Genomic DNA, 19,704 nt, shown 5'->3' on the forward strand with positions numbered 1-19,704 from the left:
AGTCACTATTTATATTTATACCCTACTCCCCTAACAGTCTTTATGTGTTCTGGATTCTTATCATCTCTTTCAATCTTTTTTCTTAGACTTCTGATATGGACATCCACTGTTCTAGTTTCACCATAATAATCGTATCCCCATATTTTATCCAATAAATATTGTCTATCGAAGACACGACCTCTATTTTTAGCTAGTATATATAATAATTCAAACTCTTTTAAAGGCAATTCCAATTGTTTGTCTCTGATAGTAACCTCATGGGTAAGCTTATTAATGGTAAGTTCTCCAATATATAATATTTCTTCTTTTTCCTCACGGTTATTCTTATTATCTTTTGTTCTCCTAAAAACAGCTTTCATCCTTGCTAGTAATTCGTGAATACCAAATGGCTTCCCTATATAATCATCTGCTCCCATTTCTAATCCGAGAACAGTATCAAATTCCTCATTTTTAGCCGTTAACATTATTACAGGGATTTCTTTGTAAGCTTCTGTACCTCTTATTTTTCTTAATACTTCCAGTCCATCTATCCCTGGTAACATTAGATCAAGTAAAATTATATCTACATGGTTATTTCTTAGTTTCCCTAGTGCTTCTTCACCAGTTTCTGATTGAATGACCTTATAACCATTGCTTTCTAGATTATAACGCAACAATTCCAGTATATGGGTTTCGTCATCTACTATAAGAACATTTGTAGCCACTATTACACCTCCTATAATATATAAAAGTAGTTATTATTATATATTATATCACAAAAAAGCACTATCTTTTATATATGTTCTCCTGTAACAGTAAATATTATCCATTCTGCAATATTAGTAGCATGGTCTCCCATTCTTTCAAGATATTTAACTATGAAAAGGAAATCTGTACATTGTTTGACTACACTACTATTGTCAATCATGAGAAACATCAGCTCGTTAACTATTTTATCAAAATAATTATCTATTATATCGTCTCTCTTACATACACTTTTGGCAAGTTCCAAATCTTTGTTGATACAACTGTCTATAGTATCTTTAATCATTTTTTTGACTTCTTCTGCCATTTGAGGTATATGAATAAGTGGTTTGATGTACTTTTCATCTGCTAGTCTAATCGTATATTCTGATATATCAGTACAATGGTCTCCTATTCTTTCAAGATCAGTGATGATTTTGAGTACAGATGCTATATCTCTCAAGTCAGCTGCTATAGGCTGTTGGGTTGCAATCAATAATAGACATTCTTTCTCAATCCTTAATTCCATATAATCAATCTCATCGTCTTTACTGATGACTTTTTTAGCTAAAGATACATCCTGTTTCTTAAGTGCTGTAATAGCATCATCTAGTGACTGCTCTATAAGTGTACCCATCTTAATTAAATCTTTATGAAGCTCATTTATTTTCTTTTCAAAATTATATCTAATTGGCATAATTTCAATCCTCTCAATATTATAATTATCAACCGAATCTTCCTGTTATATATTCTTCTGTTTTACTATCCTCAGGATTACTGAATATTTTTTCAGTTTTATCATATTCTATTAATTCTCCTAGCAAAAAGAATGCTGTCTTATCAGAAATTCTAGCGGCTTGCTGCATATTATGTGTAACCATTATGATTGAATAATCTTTCTTAAGTTCAGTTGCCAAATCCTCAATCTTCATAGTTGAGATTGGATCAAGTGCAGAAGTTGGCTCATCCATTAATAATACTTCTGGTTCTATGGCTAATGCTCTTGCGATACATATTCTTTGTTGTTGTCCTCCTGATAGACTTATTGCATTTCTCTTCAATCTATCTTTTACTTCATCCCATATTGCAGCTCTGCGTAAACTTTTTTCAACAATTTCATTAAGCTCACTCTTCTTCTTGATGCCATGAGCTCTTGGTCCATATGCAATATTATCATAAATACTCATAGGGAATGGATTAGGTTTTTGAAATACCATTCCTACTCTTGTTCTTAATTTTATTACATCAATATCTCCATAGATATCCTCTCCATCTATTCTTATGGAACCATCAACTTTTACTCCTTCAATTAGATCATTCATTCTATTTAGTGTTCTAAGAAATGTTGATTTACCACAACCTGATGGTCCGATCAAAGCAGTTATCTCATTTGTGTTGATGTTCATATTTATATTTTTCAATGCCTTGAAATCTCCATAAAACAAATCAAGATTTTCCACTATAAATTTAACATTATTATCCATTTTTTCACCTCTATATTATGCGTTTGACTTATTAAGTTTTCTTGATATTAATTTTGATAGTGTATTAAGTATTAAGATAAGAATTACTACGATTGATCCAATGGCACATGCCATACCTATGTCCCCTTGTTCCTCTGCTACAGCATAAGCTTTAACTGTTAATGTCGCTCCAGATGAAAATAGGTTATTAGGTACTCTAGCTACCGTACCTGCAGTAAGTAACAATGCTGCTGATTCTCCTACAATTCTTCCTATACTAAGTATAATTGCCACAACTATTCCTGATACAGCATTTGGTAATATTACCTTTCTGATAGTTTGTAACTTAGTTGCTCCTAGACCTAATGAACCTTCTCTATAGGAATTGGGTATAGCCTTAAGTGATTCCTCAGTCTGTCTGATGATGACTGGCAATAATATAATACTAAGTGTTAACGAACCAGCCAAGATAGAATAGTTGAATTTTAAGAATATCACAAAGAAAATCATTCCAAATAGTCCAAATATGATTGATGGAATACCTGCCAAACTTTCTGTAGCGAATCGTATTAATCTTACTAATCTACCAGGTTTCGCATACTCAGTTAAATATATAGCAGCAAAGATACCAATGGGACATGCAACTATCAATGATAATAATATTGTCAACAAAGTAGTTATAAGCATAGGAAATATTCCTTCACCTTTATTGGTTACTTTGACTAAGATAGTATCTGTGTCAACATTATTTATAACCTCATTCAGTTCTAAGGCTGTTAAGTTCTCTACTGATTTCCCACCAACTTTTTTGATTATATCTCCCTTTCTCAGCTTGAATGGTTCACCTTTTTTATCCACTGCTTCCTTAGCCTTTGAAGACTTGTCAATAGATGTTATAACAGGATAATTAGTATCCTCATATTCTTTTATTTCCAAATCAATCCCTAACTTATTATTTGTACTATTTTCAGAAACCGGTATAGTTACATAAGTAGTTTTTGAATCATAATCAGACGTTATGAAATCCAGATTTACATATTTTAATCCGTTGACAAAAACAAATCCTATTATCCATAATAAAATTCCCACAGTAAAAGCTGTTGCCAGACCAATGAATCCGTACATTATTTTGTCTTTTATACTTCTGTTCATTATTTCTCTCCTGCCTTTGCTGTTATTCTATTTAAAATGAGATTAAGTATAATAATAAATATGAATAATACTACTCCTGTGGAAAATAGTATCTCTTGATGCAATCCGAACGCATAACCCATCTCCATAGCAATATTAGTCGTAAGCGGTCTTATAGGGTCCCATATACTAGTTGGAATTCCAGCTATTGGATTACCAGCTACAAGCATTACTGCCATTGTTTCTCCTATGGCTCTACCTATACCAAGTACTACCCCTGCTAGAATACCTGATTTAGCAGCTGGCAGTATGACTTTGAATATAGTTTGTATCTTGGACGCTCCCAAACCATAAGATCCTTCTATATATGCCTGTGGTACAGCATTTATTGCACTTTCTGATATGGTTATGACAGTTGGTAATATCATGATTGTCAATACCATTATAACAGCTAATAATGATTGTCCTTGAGCTCTCGGAGAGATCTCCATAATCTTAGGTACGATAATCCCAAGTCCAAAGACACCATAGATAACTGATGGTATACCAGCTAATAATTCTACTGCTGGTTTTATTATCCTTTTGATATTTTTTGGTGCTATCTGTGATATGAAAACAGCTGATAATATTCCTATTGGCACACCTATGATTATGGCTCCTACAGTAGCCATAAGTGAACCGCATATCATATACAAGATGCCATATAAAGCACTATTAATATCATCATTAGGTCTCCACTGGGTACCTGTCAAAAAATCAACTAAGCTATATGTTCCTTCAGCATTACCAGAGAAAAATGGTTGTAATCCTTTGTAGAACACAAAAAAAGTTATAGCCGCTACACAAATAACTGCTATACATGCATTAAGTAAAAACATTTTTCTAGCTACTGACTCAAGCAATTCACGTCTTTTATCTATTTTCATATCAAATGTTTTATTATCCGTTGTTTTATTTTTTTCTTCTATCATATTTAAATTTATATCCATACATCTTTCTCCTAACCTAAACGATATATAAAACGAAAGAACAAATCAATAATTTTAAATCAAGCAAAGGAGCTGTCTCATATACTGGACAACCCCTTATATGATTTATTAATTTACTTTGATACCGCCTTTTTCTTCTACGATATTCTGACCTTCAGGACTTAGTATGAAATCTACAAAAGCTTTACTTTCTTTTGTCATATTCTCTTCTTTATATATTAGTAAGAATGGTCTTGATATACTGTAATCTCCACTAACAACATTTTCTGAAGTAGGCTCGACTCCATCAATTTTGAAAGGTTTTACTGTATCGTTTATATAAGTGAAAGATACATATCCTATAGCTTTATCATTTTTAGCAACAGTAGTCTGAACATTTCCGTTTCCTTTAGCAATTATAGCTTTTTCTGTTAATGCATCTTCAAAATCAACTATTTCTTCAAAAGCTCCTCTTGTTCCAGAACCATCTTCTCTTGAAACAACCACTATTTCTTCATCTTTTCCGCCAACATCTTTCCAATTAGTGATTTCGCCTTTGTAGATTGCTTGCACTTGTTCCTTAGTCAATTCGCTGACTCCATTACTTGGATGAGTTATAACAGCAACACCATCATATGCGATAGCAACTTCTGTTAATCCCCAAGTCTTTTCTTCTGTCTTAAGGTTTCTTGAAGCTGTACCAAGAATAGTTACACCGTCTTTTGCATTTTTAACTCCGTTTGATGAACCAATTCCTTCATAAGTAATTTCTACATCTGGGTTAAGTGCCATAAATTCTTCAGCTGTTGCAATTCCAATTTTTTCAACAGATGTTGAACCTGAAACTGAAACTAAACCACTTAATTTATCATCTTGCTCTGTATCTTTATTATTGTCTGTATCAGTATTAGAGTCCGTGTTATTGTCTTTATTGTTATCTACGCTGCTACTTGGTTTATTGTCATCAGCTGTTGTTTTGCTGTCTGTATCACTTTTACATCCTGCAAAAGCTAACATAGATACAACTATAAGTGCTACCATTAATACATTTCTAAATTTTTTCATTTACTTTGTCCTCCCAATTATTATTAATATAATAATTCACGTTTTATTTTTTTGTTATTTAATACATATATAATGTAACACCTATCTGTTAAAGCAATATAATGCTTATGTTAAATCTATGTAAAGTCATGTGAATCCATATAAAAACAGGTAATCAACATATTAGAATTAGTAATTAACTAAAAAAAGATAAAAAAAAGCCCTGAATAATTTAATATAAATTATTCAAGGCAGTTATTATTTTATATTTACATTCTATTAGCTAACACTATAGTTTGGAGCTTCTTTAGTTATTTGAATATCATGAGGATGACTTTCTTTTAAGGAAGCGCTTGTTATTTTTGTGAATCTACCATCTTCTCTAAGATCATTAATGGTTGCAGTACCACAGTATCCCATTCCAGCTCTTAATCCACCAAGCATTTGATAGATTGTATCTTCTACAGGACCTTTATAGGCTACTCTTCCTTCTACTCCTTCAGGAACTAATTTCTTGGCATCTTCTTGGAAATATCTATCCTTGCTACCTTTTTCCATTGCTCCAAGTGATCCCATACCTCTATATACCTTATATTTTCTTCCTTGATATAGTTCAGTTTCTCCAGGGCTTTCTTCACAACCAGCGAATAGACTACCCATCATACATACATTACCACCTGCTGCAATAGCTTTAACTACGTCACCAGAATATTTTATACCACCATCAGCAATAATAGGTATTCCTGATTCTTTTGCAGCTTCTGCACAATCATAGATAGCTGTAATCTGTGGCACCCCTACTCCTGATACTACACGTGTTGTACATATTGAACCAGGACCGATACCAACTTTTACTGCATCTACACCAACTGCAATCAAAGCTTTTGTTGCTTCTGCTGTAGCAACATTACCAGCTATGAGTTGAAGTTCTGGATATCTTTCTTTTATTCCTTTAACTGTATTGATTACACCTTCTGAATGACCATGAGCTGTATCAACAACTATTACGTCTACACTAGCTTTAACTAATGCATCTATTCTATCCATATAATCTTTTGTAACACCCACTGCTGCACCTACTAATAATCTTCCTTGACTATCTTTTGCTGATTGTGGGTATTTGATAGCTTTTTCTATATCTTTTATTGTAATAAGTCCTGATAGATTACCTTCAGAATCTGTTAATGGAAGTTTTTCAATTCTATGACGTCCCATTATTTCTTTGGCTTCATTAAGAGTTGTACCAACAGAAGCTGTAATCAAGTTTTCACTTGTCATAACTTCTTTGATCTTCTTATTAAAGTCAGTTTCGAACCTTAAATCTCTATTTGTAAGTATTCCTACAAGTTTTTTGCCCTCAGTAATAGGAACTCCTGATATTCTATATTTAGCCATTAATGCGTTTGCTTCATATACATAATGTTCTGGGGATAAAAAGAAAGGGTCTGTTATTACACCGTTTTCAGATCTTTTTACTTTATCTACTTCTTCTGCTTGCTGACTTATAGACATGTTTTTATGAATTATTCCTATTCCACCTTGTCTAGCCATAGCTATGGCCATTCTTGATTCGGTTACAGTATCCATACCCGCACTCATAAATGGAATATTCAATTTAATTTTTTTAGTCAAATTTGTAGAAACATCTACCTGATTAGGAAGCACCTTAGAATGTGCTGGTATTAATAATACGTCATCAAAAGTTATTCCTTCGCTCACAATCTTATGCATTGTAATCCTCTCTTTCTTTTCTTTACTCTTATTTTTGATAGTATTAGTTATAGACAATCTTTATATTGTAATAATAGAAATATAATTATTTATTATTAAAGATTAGGAATACATTATCCCTAACCTCTTTATTTTATAGCAGGAAATAATATGATAACTATAAGTAACTCCCACTACTTAATAATATATATTTTGTGAGTTTAACAAAAATCCTCTTATTTGTCAACATTAATTATTAATTTTGTTAAATATTTTTTAGTACTGCATTATTTTTCTTGGAATATATTTTTTTATTGCTTTTAACATTTTTTCATTAGGTTCAAGGATAAGCTTTTCTCTTTTACCATTTCTGACTATCATTGCTGCGTAAGTATTATTGTTGTTAGTACCACTACTGCAATCAATAACCTTTTCGTAATTTGACAATTCACTAGCATGGTCCTTGCTATTAACTGGTGCCATAATCTCTATTTTCCTTACATCAATAGATATAAATTTTTTTCTTTTATTCTTGTTGAAGATTTTATCGATATCCAAATCACCACTTGTAAAAATATACTCGAATTCTACGTTAAGTCTTCTCATCAAGAAAACCGCACCAAATATGATAACTAACGCTATAGGTATAAGAAAACCTACTAAAACAGGTACCATTGAACAGACCATAATCAATACTATAGCACCTATAATTATCGCTACTCTAATAAGATTATCTTTTAGAGAATTGCTTTTTTCAACTAATTGTTCATTAAATATATCACCCATACTTTTCCTCCTATGTTTAAATTGCTATCTGCGCTGTAAAATAATAATTAATGAATACATTGTACAATTACATCCATTATATAACAATACTCTTCACTATACAACCATAAAAACTGAATACCTTTAATTCCTAATATAGAATTTTTCATTAAATATAAAACATATATTGTATAAAATCACAAAAGCCATCAGCGTTAACTGATGGCATTCGTAAAATAATTATTTATTTAATTACATCATGCCCATTCCTGGAGCTCCGCCGCCCATAGGCATTGCTGGTTCATCTTCTTTTATATCTGCAACAACTGATTCTGTTGTAAGTAGAGTTGAAGCTACTGAAGTAGCATTTTGAAGAGCACTTCTAGTTACTTTTGTTGGGTCAATGATACCTGTTGCAACCATATCAACATATTCTTCAGTTAAAGCATTGAATCCAATGTTATTATCCGCTTCTTTTAGTTTATTTACAACTACAGATCCTTCAAGTCCTGCATTAGTAACAATTTGGCGAAGTGGAGATTCTAATGCTTTAAGGATAATTTTGATACCTGTCTTTTCATCACCTTCAGCATTATCTAATAATTTAGCAACTTCTTTTGATGCGTGGATATAAGAAGTTCCACCACCTGAAACGATACCTTCTTCTACTGCTGCTCTTGTAGCTGCTAAAGCATCTTCCATACGTAATTTCTTTTCTTGCATTTCTGTTTCTGTTGCTGCTCCAACTTTGATTACAGCAACTCCACCAGCCATCTTAGCTAATCTTTCTTGTAATTTCTCTTTATCAAATTCAGAAGTTGTTTCTTCTATTTGAGCTCTGATTTGGCTAACTCTAGCATCAATATCTTCTTTAGAGCCAGCACCATCTACGATTATAGTGTTTTCTTTTTGAACTTTAACAGATTTTGCTTTACCAAGCATCTCTATAGTAGTTTCTTTAAGATCAAGACCTACTTCTTCTGAAATAACAGTACCACCTGTTAAGATTGCTATATCTTGAAGCATTGCTTTTCTTCTATCACCAAAACCAGGAGCCTTAACAGCTACAACACTGAATGTTCCTCTTAAACGGTTAAGAACTAATGTAGCTAAAGCTTCGCCTTCTACATCTTCAGCGATAATTAATAACTTAGATCCTGATTGGATAATTTGCTCAAGAATAGGTAATATCTCTTGGATATTACTGATTTTCTTATCTGTAATTAAGATGTATGGATTATCTAGATCAGCAACCATCTTATCCATATCTGTTGCCATATATGGTGATAAGTAACCTCTATCGAATTGCATACCTTCAACTAATTCAAGTTCAGTTTCCATTGTTTTTGATTCTTCAATAGTGATAACTCCATCATTAGAAACTTTTTCCATTGCATCAGCGATTAATTGTCCTACTTCTTCATCACCAGCTGAAATTGCAGCAACTTTTGCAATTTGGTCTTTACCAGTTAATGCACTGCTCATTTCTTGGATAGCTTCTACTGTTTTCTTAGTAGCTTCTTTCATACCTCTTCTAAGAATGATTGGATTAGCTCCTGCTGCTATGTTCTTGATTCCTTCTTGAATCATTGATTGTGCTAATACTGTAGCAGTAGTAGTTCCGTCACCTGCAACATCATTAGTCTTAGTTGCAACTTCTTTAACGAGTTGTGCACCCATGTTTTCAAAAGCATCTTCTAATTCAATTTCTTTTGCTATTGTAACACCATCATTAGTGATAAGTGGTGTACCGAATTTTTTATCTAAAACAACATTTCTTCCTTTTGGTCCTAGTGTTACTTTTACTGTATCTGCTAATTGGTTAACTCCTGCTTCTAAAGCAGTTCTTGCATTTGCACCAAATTTAATTTCTTTAGCCATTATGTAGCCCTCCTTGTTTTCTTTGTTTTAATTTTATTTCAATTCAATGATTATTCAACTATTGCTAATATATCACTTTGCTTAACGATGATATACTCATTATCTTCTAGTTTAACTTCTGTACCAGCATATTTTGAATAGATAATCTTATCTCCTACTTTAACTTCCATCTTAACTTCTTTTCCTTCAACCATTCCACCTGGTCCTACAGCAACTACTTCTGCTTCTTGTGGCTTCTCTTTTGCTCCAGTAGGTAATACGATACCTGATTTAGTTACTTGTTCTGCCTCTAATTGTTTAATAACTACTCTGTCTCCTAAAGGTACTAATTTCATGTTTATTTACCTCCTTATAATTATCTTTCATATTTTCTTTTTCTGTTGTTAGCACTCTCTTCAATCGAGTGCTAATCTCAAGGTATATATTATTAAAATAGGCAATTAATTGCAAATGTTTATTTTAGCCATTTTCAGCTATTATACAATATTAGCTCAATTTACCTTCCATTTGCTCGTGTTTTCTTCAATTTGCTCCTATTTTCATTCTTTTCTAGTTAAGATACATATTCCCTTAATTATAATAGCATAGGATATATTTAATTTTTTCTGTATTATAGTCTACATTTATGTCACAGCTAATATATATTTTCGCCATAAAAACTAAGGTTTATACAACTTGATTATCATTTTTTGCCAATCTTGAAATCCCTAGCATAATAGAATAGGAATTGCTGTGCAAATCCTGCTAAGGTTCCATAATGTTCTACCGCAAATTCATGTATAGCTTTTATTTTAGTATCTTTATTAAAATAATAATGCTCCATTATTCTTTTGACCCAAACATCAGTAGGAAATACTTCATATCTCTTAGCTCCAAAGAGCAATACGCAATCTGCTACTTTTGGTCCCACCCCTTTAATTTTCATCAATTCATTCTTCGCTTCTTCAATTTCCATGGAAGTCAAGCCAACCAAGTCTACTTCATTGTTGAAAACTTTTCTGCACGCATCAACAATATATGGTGCTCTAAAACCAACTTTCAGGTCTCTTAGGTCTTGTTCACTTGCAGCTGATAATTGTTCTATCGTAGGAAAAGAATAGTATTTAACATTATCTTCTTCCCCGATATAAGTACCGTATTTTTTTGATAGCTCTTCTATCAATATTTTAATATGGGTAATGTTTTTATTTTGGGATATGATAAATGATATAAGGGTTTCCCATGTATCCTGCTGCAAAATTCTTATACCGCCTTTTTCTGAAACTGCCTTATGTAAATGTTCATCTATATCACTAAGTACTTTCTTGATATCTCCATAATCTCTTCCCAAATCAAAATAATTCGTCCATATTGTATCAAAATCATTTGTGTTTGTATTATGAAAAATGATTTTATTATCTCCTTGAGTTACTCTTAATATCTTGTCATACGCAATTAATAGATAATCTTTATCAGATTTTTTATAGAATCTAAAACATTGACCACATTCTAAGATATGTTCAATATCAAAATCAAGATAATCATTAAATAGTATATTATTATTTTCTACAATATATTCCATTATTTACCCTCCTAAGATAATCTATATAGTTTAACCTAAACATCAATACATCTCTTTCAATAAGTTCAATATTTTTTCCTTAATTAAACTTATCTATCTAATAAACTCTATCACTTATCCCTTATCTATGCTATACTCAATATATTCCATATGCTTATAAAGAAGCTTCATGCTTCTGTATCATAGAATATATTATAAAACAAGTGGGTGTAAAAATGAAAGAAAAAATATATACAATTCCTGTAATCGATTCATTTAAAGAAGAAGGTGAATGTCCTTTCTGCAATATGTACAAGACTCTAGAGGAAAATACAATCCAATTTGTACTAGGTCCATCTTATATGGAAACAGATGTAAGGGAAAAAACTAATAATCTTGGATTCTGTAAAGAGCATTTAACTAAAATGTACACTAACAAAAACAGATTAGGTCTTGCTCTTATGCTTAACAGTCATCTCGATAATTTACAAAATGAAATTGAAAATCTTATTTCATCCGGCAATCCAAAATCAAAGAAAAAGCTTTTCTCAAAAAATGATAAAAATGACACAAAACTTTTTACCTATCTAAAAGAGAAGGAATCTAGTTGTTATATATGCGATAGAATTGAATCTACCTTTCAAAAATATACTGATACGTTTTTCTATCTATTAAAAAAAGATAAATCTTTTATTGATTTAGTCAAATCAAGTAAAGGATTCTGCTTAAACCATTTTGCATTACTTTATAATGAAGCACCAAAATATCTAAATGATTCTCAGCTTGAATCATTTATTGATATCATTGTATCTGTTGAAATAGATAATCTTAACCGTTTAAAAGAAGACTTGGATTGGTTTATTCAAAAAAATGATTATAGATTTGCAGATGAACCTTGGAAAAATTCTAAAGACGCTCTAATAAGGACTATATTAAAAATAAACAGTCTCAATGTTAATTGATTCAACTATGTTTAAAATGTTTTTCCATAGTACATTTTGTATTATGGTTATAAAATTTAGGAAGATAGAACAAGGTTTAGCCATTCATAGCTTTTAACCTTTTCTATCTAATCATCAACTTCAATATTATTTCTAGCATTTATCCTTTTCTGTTGTTTAACAAGATTTTTAATATTTCTAGCTTTATCTTTCAATCTTTCATTAGCTGTTCTTGATACTATCACTTTTGAAACCCATTTTGTTGATTCATCCAATTTCCCTAATTTTCTAGCTAAATCACCCATTAAATACATCACTGTCATTTCCTGCATACCACATACTGGAAAGTCTTCATTTTCATATGTATTAATAAACCCTTCATAAGCTTTTTCTATAAAGATCATTTCATACTTATGATTTTCTTCTATCAATTCATCTGAAGGATTCTCATTTTGTAATAACTCCTCAGAATAACATCTATACAGCCAAGCAATCTTAAGACATATATAAGCTTTTTCACTTGCTTTCACTTTTTTCACTACGGCGTTCAGTAAAGCTAATTTGTACCTTTCGATAGCTACTTCATACGTATATTCAGCTGGATATTCTCTTCCTCTATAGGTATTGGATATCTGTTTTCTGATCCAATCTGCTTGTGTGACCGTTATCTTTTTAAAAAATTTACTTAGAGCTGCATATCCACAGCAATTACAAAGAATGACATCATACACATAAGGAGTAATAATATCATATTTAGGTCTTAGATCAGTATCAATAGACAATAATTTAGCTTTACCTGCTCTTACCGTTCTAGTAATGAATTTTTCACCACAAACCGGACATAATACTTTCCTATCATAAAGTGAATCTTTTGCTGAAATTTTAGACGTTTTTTTTATTTTCATTTTCGCTCTCTTCTTCTTTTCATCTTCGAATATATCCATTGCTTTAATATTGTTAAATCCTAATTTCTCTAGTCCAGAAAATATATCACTCATAAAATTACACCTTTTCTATTGTGGTATATTAGAATCAATTGAGTATTTCTTATGTTATCATCTTTCATTAAGATATGTTTTTATTATAAGCATAAGAAAAAATACATTTTGAAATGTAATATTATATTTATTGTTCTACCTATTTTTTCCTATTATTAGTATATAATATCATAATATGTAAAAATTTCATAGACCTAGACATGATAATTTAATAGTATTTTAGAAAAAAAATATAAATAAATAAAATATTGTCTATTTATAGGGACTATCAATCAATCTGATACTAGCTTCTTGTGAAAAACCTCCTATAAATGTGATTAAAAATATATTATCACTTTATAAGAGGTTCTACAATTGTATATTTATAAGTTATTTTATGTTTAAGATATTTAGACTGGTGTCTTTAGAAAAATTCAATATATCGTACAGAAATAGTGTTTCAGTTATATTGTTTTCACTGATGTAATCATATACATTCATTTTATAAAATCTTAGATCCAAAATATGAATCTCTTCATAATGATTTACCAAGAAAGGTATTAAACAATGTGCATAGGAATTCTTGAATATCATAAGCTTTCTACCATTGGATACATCTGATTTTATAGTAACTATAGGATGGTTACCATCCAGAAAATATGAATATTTATCTTTAGTATCCAAATGTTTCTCTTCATATAAAGAATTAGAAGATTTATTCTCACTTACATAATCAACTTGAACATCCGTTTTATTGGCAGGTGTAAAAACTTCTATATAATCAGGCTTAATATGATAGTTGTTAGCCTTAGAATATAATGTTCCATAGAATTCTTCCGTTACAATCTTAGTATCAAATTCATTCATAGGAATAGGTGTTATGCCCATCTCTTTCCCTAATACTTCATAAGCATAATAAGCACCTCTCATAGTCCAATGATGATCAGTCCTAAAATATAGATACTGGTCATTTTTATATTTTAGTGCTTGATATACATCTACAAAATCTACATTCAACAGATTGTTCTTCATTTTATTGATAGTCAATAGTTCATCATATGGTGTAGCAAATGGCGGTAATCTACTTTCATTTACTTTAATAGAGGTTGGTGGAAATAATACATATGTTTTCATGTCTTTCAATTTACTTGTATAATAATTAATATTAGCGATATTTCTATCTATAATCTCTTCTTTGGGTTTATTAAAATTCTCTAACAGATAATCATCCTTACCAAAGAAAACATCATTATTGTCTTGCTTCAAAAGCAGCCTTTCACTATCTGATTTCAATCCCACCCAGAAATCCCTGAATATGAATTGGTCAGTAACATAGTCTTCAAATCTTTGAGTAAATCGACCATTTTTAATTGATTTCCATGTTAAAGAAGGCTTTTTAGCAAGTATTCTGTTTTCAGCTTCTGAGAAATGTTTATCTTCTGTAACAAGATTCAATACATTGATTGTCACTACAAATACAATAAACATTGCTATAATAGTTATACTTGATTTTCTATTCACTACTGTCCACCTCCTGTAAGTCCATCAAAATCTAAAGTATAAAAATGGATTGTATGTTGAATCCACTAAGTAAGCAGTTGATATGAAAAGTATTAAAAATAATATACTTGGTACTACTATAGTCTGCAATTTTGAATTAACATGCCCTTTGACTTGCATTTCATATTTCTTTTTAATGATAGGTGTAGATAAAATAATTAGTATAATAATTAATATCAGATTAGTATACAAATAATATACAAATTGATTATTCATTATAGGAACACTACTAAAACCAAACATTATCTTCAAATATTCTATACCGTCAGTCAAATTATCAAAGGAAAATAGAACCCATCCGATTAATATTAACAGCAAGGCATATACATGTCTTATAGGCTTCCATAATCTATTGATAAACTTTAATAGGAATGCTTTTTCTACAGCAATTATCAGACCAAAATATAATCCCCATAGTACAAAATTCCAACTGGCTCCATGCCATAGACCTGTCAAAAACCAAACAACAAATAGATTCCTGTATACTTTCAATTTACTTACCCTATTGCCACCAATAGGTATATATACATAATCCCTGAACCAACTGCCTAGAGATATATGCCACCTTCTCCAGAATTCAGTGATACTAGTTGATATATATGGATAATTAAAGTTCTCCAGGAAATCAAAACCAAACATCTTACCTAGTCCAATTGCCATATCTGAGTACCCACTGAAATCAAAATATATCTGGAATCCAAAAGCAATTATGCCAAGCCAAGCAGTCAAGATAGTCAAATTATCAAAACCAGTATTCTGGATTTGGCTCCACAATAAGCCGATGTTATTGGCTAATAGAACTTTTTTTCCTAGACCTAATATAAAACGTTCCAACCCTATTGCAAACTTATCTACAGTTTCTTTACGATTATTAATCTGATCCGCAATTGTTTGATACCTTACAATAGGTCCTGCTATAAGCTGTGGAAATAATGTAACATAAGTTGCAAGTGCTATAGGATTCTTCTGCACAGGAGCTTGTCTACGATAAACATCTATAGTATATGACATTGTCTGGAATGTATAAAAAGAAATGCCTATAGGAAGAGGGAGATTCAATTCACTAAGAGTAGTACCAAATATATTATTTATATTCAGTATCATAAAATCAGCATATTTAAAAAACCCTAGTAAACTCAAATTGATAATTACAGAGGATAGAACTACTAATTTTGCTTTCTTATCCTGTTCTCTATACTTCTCAATCAACATGCCATGAGTATAATCCACTATGGATGAAAATATCATCAGTAAAATGTAGATAGGTTCACCCCAAGCATAGAATACAAGACTCACTACTAGTAAAATAATATTTCTGATTTTTCTAGGAGCCAAAAAATACAATAATAAAGTTATTGGTAAAAATATAAATAAAAATACTAAACTGCTGAATACCATATGCTCTCTCCTGTTAGCCTATTATTAAAATTAAGGGACTACCCCTAACTGAAAGCAGTCCCTTCTATTTTACTATTATTTTAATAAGTTATCAAAAATTTCTTCTATTTTTTCTGGATTATCATATGTTACATATAATAAGTATTTGCCATTAGTTTTGATAATATTATTTTTAACTTTTTCATATTGATCAGGTAAGTATTGTTCCCATACACCTACTTGAGATTCTTTTACTGATTCTAGTACTGCTTGTAAATCACTTACTTTTGAATCATCTGCTGCCTTTAAAATAATTATATGATTAGAATTAAGATTAATCATTGGTGCAATTAATCTACCTTCTTCTATATCATCTTTATTAATATCAAGAGCTACCATAGGATTTTCTTCTTCTGCCTTAAGATCTCCATCAACATATCCAGGTATTACACCTTCTTCAGTGAAATCTTCTTCTGACATACCTTGTTCAATCATATCATTCTTTATCTGTTCTTTTATTGCAGCAGCAATATCATCTATAGAAACATTAACTTCTTCTTCCTCTTTATCACCATCACCATTGTTATCTCCTGAATCAGGATTTTCAATATTGCTTCCGTTATCTTTGCCCTCATCCTTACTACATCCTACAAATACTACTGACATTGCCATTATTATTGTTATTATCGCTATTATCTTCTTCATTTTATTTACCTCCGTTTAATTGTTTGTGTCATTTTTTATATAGTTAATAAGTAATAATTTTTTGTTTCATCAATTCCTCCCTTATTTATTATTCCTTTATTAAACGAAATAACCAAATAAAATGTTCCAAGAAAATTAAAATAATTTTTATTAAATATTTTATTACAAATATGGAACTTTTTAGAATTTGGTTCGTCTAATAAACGTACAAACAATTAAAACTAAAAATGAAAAGAAAGGAAGATTATAATATGAAATACAAAAAAAATTATGTTGCATTGGCTTTGGCAGGAGTATTGACACTAGGAACAGGGTTGACTGCACAAGCTATGACAGACCAAAAAATAATTTGCTATAATAATGAGGTGACACTTGAAAAACCTGTTCTAATTAATACTAATATAGGAGTAGAAGGTTTATCCTATCAAAAAGATGGATTTCTAATGTTACCACTTAGACTAACATGTGAAAGATTAGGCTATGAATTAAAATGGAATGGAAAGACACGTTCTATAGATATCTCAAAAGGTAATATATGGACATCTATATCAATAGGTAAAGATTCATATTTCAAAGGCAAAGTAGCTCCGTTTCCACTAGGCATGGCTCCTGAAATAGTAAATGATTCAACTTATGTACCTGTGGAATTCTTTGAAGAAATATTCAACCAAGACGCTTTTGATATTTTTGAAAGAAATAAAGTAGATGGTAATGTGAGCAACATTCTAGAAACAAAAAATGGTCATATGATTACAGTTAAATATGGAGAAAACAGTATAATATTCCTTGTTAACAAAGATACAAAAATCGTTGACCCATCAACTGAAGAAGAAGTAAAAGTTGAAGATATAAAAGAAGGAGACAGATTAGTTGTTTTACATGATTCAAAAATGACTAGGTCCTTACCTCCTCAAACATATGCTTTTAAAATCAATGTAATGAAAACTGATCAAGCAGAAGAAAATAAAGTCAATGGAAAAGTATCTGGAATCAAAGAGACCAAAAATGGTCATATGATTACTGTGGATTATGATAAAGGCAATATAATATTTAATGTTGACAAAGATACAAAGATTACAGATCAATTAACTAAAAAAGAATTGACTGTTAAGGATATTGAAGAAGGTGACGCATTAGTTGTTATCCATGACTCTAAAATGACTATGTCTATACCTCCTCAAACATATGCTTATACTATAAGCGTTTTAAGGGCGAATAAAGTTGAAGGAGAAGTATCAGAAATAAAAGAAACTAAAAATGGTCATATGATTACTGTAGGATATGGAAAAGATCAAACTATCATCTTCCATATAAACGAAGAAACAAAAATAACTGATCAAGCATCTGGAAAAAAAGCAAGTATTAAAGATATATCTAAAGGAGATAAATTGCTTGTAAAACATAGTCATATCATGACAGCATCATTACCTCCTCAAACAACTGCTTTTGAAATTGAAATATGTTCATCAGATAATACTAAATAATAGATATATAAGGTAAAAGGGGCTTTTCATATCAATATAAAAAATAGACTCAGTTCAGATAGTACAATTACTGAACAGAGTCTATTTTATTATACTTACGTCTAAATATAAAGCCCTAATTCAGGGCAAAAAAAGCTGAAGAGCAGACTTGAACTGCCGACTTCTTGCTTACCATGCAAGTACTCTACCTACTGAGTTACTCCAGCATACTGACTAATTTTATAACATGTCATAAATTTTGTCAAGTATTTTTATACTCCCTTTTCAACTAAAATAAGTTCAACTTTTTTCTTGATTCTCTGCAATGCATTATCTATTGATTTTACTGGTCTTTTTAGATTCCCAGCAATCTCAACATAACTTTTTCCATATATATAACTTTGTAAAACTTCTTTTTCCAGCTTACTAAGTCTCTCATTGAGTTCATGCTCAATAATGCTTAGATTCTCTTGACCTATCAATAAATCTTCTGGATTGATTATTTTTCTAGAAGGCATCTTATCTATTAAAGTCGTTTTATCATTCTCTTCTTCATAAGAAGGTTTATTCAATGATATATATGAATTCAATGGAAGATGTTTCTGTCTTGTTGATGCTTTTACAGCTGATATAATCTGTCTTGTTACGCATAAATCTGCAAAAGAATAAAAGGACGCAGTTTTTTCTTCTTTAAAATCACGAATTGCTTTAAAGAGTCCAATCATGCCTTCTTGAATAATATCATCTCTACTAGCACCTATCAAAAAATATGATTTAGCTTTTTTTTCAACTAATATCTTGTACTTGTTCATTAAATAATCAAGTGCTTCATTATCCCCATCTCTCACTAATTCCACAAGTTGTTCATCTGAATACGTAACATATGAATCGTCGTACCAAGTAGCATAATCCAACTACATCAACCCCTCTATCATTTTCTACGCATCTTTTCCATCCACTCTAAAACTTTAGGGTCTAGGTGACCTTCTAAACGATTATTATCAATTTGAACTTTTTCAATGAAATTCTTACGAATATCACTTTCTATCATATTAACTTCATTATGTAATTCCCTAGCTGATATACGACTTGCACCTTTTCCTAGTATTATAGTTTGTTCGAGACCATCTGATGTAGCAACTCTTACTCGATAATCTCTGCCTATTGAATGAGCAACTTTTTCAATATAATGATCCGCTGTCTCAACTTCCTTTGTAAATACTACATCTATATTATTATATTTCTCTATATTCCTAGTTCCTTTTACTCTATGTGCGTCAAATACAACTATGACTTCAATTTTTTTATATCCCTGATAATTGGACATTATATCCAGTAATTTTTTTCTGGCAATTTCTAAGCTTTCTTCTTCTACTGCTTTTTTTAGCTTGTCCCAAGCATAAATAATATTGTAACCATCTACTAATAGAAATTCTCGTGTCAAAACATATCCGCC

General features: G+C 30.8%; 19 protein-coding genes and 1 tRNA gene. 2 read left to right on the forward strand and 18 right to left on the reverse strand.

The annotated features are described in order from the left end of the window. Nucleotides 1-5 precede the first annotated feature (5 nt). The 11 genes from HYG85_RS01050 to HYG85_RS01100 form a co-directional block, all read right to left on the reverse strand. On the reverse strand, nt 6-704 hold the full coding sequence (locus tag HYG85_RS01050) for a response regulator (protein ID WP_113674608.1): 699 nt from the start codon (nt 702-704) through the stop codon (nt 6-8). Nucleotides 705-772: 68 nt separating this feature from the next. Beyond that, the gene (phoU, locus tag HYG85_RS01055) at nt 773-1,420 is read right to left on the reverse strand and encodes a phosphate signaling complex protein PhoU (protein ID WP_212691929.1); all 648 of its coding nucleotides are present in this window, start codon (nt 1,418-1,420) and stop codon (nt 773-775) included. Nucleotides 1,421-1,448: 28 nt separating this feature from the next. Further along, complete coding sequence (gene pstB / locus HYG85_RS01060; RefSeq protein WP_212691930.1) at nt 1,449-2,207, reverse strand: phosphate ABC transporter ATP-binding protein PstB; 759 nt, start codon at nt 2,205-2,207, stop codon at nt 1,449-1,451. A 15-nt stretch (nt 2,208-2,222) separates the two neighbouring features. After that, a complete protein-coding gene (gene pstA / locus HYG85_RS24560) occupies nt 2,223-3,338 on the reverse strand; it encodes a phosphate ABC transporter permease PstA (RefSeq protein WP_212691931.1) in 1,116 nt (371 codons plus the stop codon). Continuing rightward, complete coding sequence (gene pstC / locus HYG85_RS01070; protein WP_330619203.1) at nt 3,338-4,306, reverse strand: phosphate ABC transporter permease subunit PstC; 969 nt, start codon at nt 4,304-4,306, stop codon at nt 3,338-3,340. The genes pstA and pstC overlap by 1 nt, the downstream gene beginning before the upstream one ends. Before the next feature lie 108 nt (nt 4,307-4,414). Next, nucleotides 4,415-5,350, reverse strand: coding sequence for a phosphate ABC transporter substrate-binding protein (locus HYG85_RS01075; protein WP_212691932.1), 936 nt, complete (start codon nt 5,348-5,350; stop codon nt 4,415-4,417). A gap of 258 nt (nt 5,351-5,608) precedes the next feature. Then, entirely contained in the window at nt 5,609-7,060 is a 1,452-nt protein-coding gene (gene guaB, locus HYG85_RS01080; RefSeq protein WP_212691933.1) for an IMP dehydrogenase, read from the reverse strand. A 255-nt stretch (nt 7,061-7,315) separates the two neighbouring features. After that, nucleotides 7,316-7,825 (reverse strand): DUF6106 family protein, encoded by a 510-nt coding sequence (locus HYG85_RS01085; protein ID WP_113674602.1) that lies wholly within the window; start codon nt 7,823-7,825, stop codon nt 7,316-7,318. A gap of 231 nt (nt 7,826-8,056) precedes the next feature. After that, nucleotides 8,057-9,685 (reverse strand): chaperonin GroEL, encoded by a 1,629-nt coding sequence (gene groL, locus HYG85_RS01090; protein WP_212691934.1) that lies wholly within the window; start codon nt 9,683-9,685, stop codon nt 8,057-8,059. 50 nt (nt 9,686-9,735) lie between these two features. Continuing rightward, entirely contained in the window at nt 9,736-10,020 is a 285-nt protein-coding gene (gene groES / locus HYG85_RS01095; RefSeq protein ID WP_113674600.1) for a co-chaperone GroES, read from the reverse strand. 347 nt (nt 10,021-10,367) lie between these two features. Then, the gene (locus tag HYG85_RS01100; protein ID WP_212691935.1) at nt 10,368-11,246 is read right to left on the reverse strand and encodes a DNA-3-methyladenine glycosylase family protein; all 879 of its coding nucleotides are present in this window, start codon (nt 11,244-11,246) and stop codon (nt 10,368-10,370) included. Between the two features lie 215 nt (nt 11,247-11,461). Here HYG85_RS01100 and HYG85_RS01105 point away from each other — a divergent pair, with 215 nt between their 5' ends. After that, nucleotides 11,462-12,187, forward strand: a complete 726-nt coding sequence (locus HYG85_RS01105) for a DUF6062 family protein (protein WP_113674598.1) — start codon at nt 11,462-11,464, stop codon at nt 12,185-12,187. Nucleotides 12,188-12,294: 107 nt separating this feature from the next. On the opposite strand, the gene HYG85_RS01110 is transcribed toward HYG85_RS01105, so the two are convergent. The 4 genes from HYG85_RS01110 to HYG85_RS01125 form a co-directional block, all read right to left on the reverse strand. Beyond that, nucleotides 12,295-13,164, reverse strand: a complete 870-nt coding sequence (locus tag HYG85_RS01110; RefSeq protein ID WP_212691936.1) for a DUF2225 domain-containing protein — start codon at nt 13,162-13,164, stop codon at nt 12,295-12,297. A 369-nt stretch (nt 13,165-13,533) separates the two neighbouring features. Then, complete coding sequence (locus tag HYG85_RS01115) at nt 13,534-14,664, reverse strand: DHHW family protein (protein ID WP_212691937.1); 1,131 nt, start codon at nt 14,662-14,664, stop codon at nt 13,534-13,536. Between the two features lie 24 nt (nt 14,665-14,688). Then, nucleotides 14,689-16,101 (reverse strand): MBOAT family O-acyltransferase, encoded by a 1,413-nt coding sequence (locus tag HYG85_RS01120; RefSeq protein ID WP_212691938.1) that lies wholly within the window; start codon nt 16,099-16,101, stop codon nt 14,689-14,691. Between the two features lie 75 nt (nt 16,102-16,176). Beyond that, nucleotides 16,177-16,785, reverse strand: a complete 609-nt coding sequence (locus HYG85_RS01125; protein WP_212691939.1) for a DUF4358 domain-containing protein — start codon at nt 16,783-16,785, stop codon at nt 16,177-16,179. A gap of 251 nt (nt 16,786-17,036) precedes the next feature. Here HYG85_RS01125 and HYG85_RS01130 point away from each other — a divergent pair, with 251 nt between their 5' ends. Next, a complete protein-coding gene (locus tag HYG85_RS01130; RefSeq protein ID WP_212691940.1) occupies nt 17,037-18,269 on the forward strand; it encodes a copper amine oxidase N-terminal domain-containing protein in 1,233 nt (410 codons plus the stop codon). 133 nt (nt 18,270-18,402) lie between these two features. Here HYG85_RS01130 and HYG85_RS01135 read toward each other — a convergent pair. From HYG85_RS01135 to HYG85_RS01145, 3 genes are all read right to left on the reverse strand, one after another. Further along, nucleotides 18,403-18,475 (reverse strand) — tRNA-Thr (locus tag HYG85_RS01135). A gap of 45 nt (nt 18,476-18,520) precedes the next feature. Further along, a complete protein-coding gene (sigH, locus tag HYG85_RS01140) occupies nt 18,521-19,162 on the reverse strand; it encodes an RNA polymerase sporulation sigma factor SigH (protein ID WP_113674592.1) in 642 nt (213 codons plus the stop codon). Between the two features lie 17 nt (nt 19,163-19,179). Next, nucleotides 19,180-19,692, reverse strand: a complete 513-nt coding sequence (locus HYG85_RS01145; RefSeq protein WP_113674591.1) for an NYN domain-containing protein — start codon at nt 19,690-19,692, stop codon at nt 19,180-19,182. Nucleotides 19,693-19,704: the final 12 nt, after the last annotated feature.

It is taken from the genome of Vallitalea guaymasensis (assembly GCF_018141425.1).
In the GTDB taxonomy this organism is placed as follows: domain Bacteria; phylum Bacillota; class Clostridia; order Lachnospirales; family Vallitaleaceae; genus Vallitalea; species Vallitalea guaymasensis.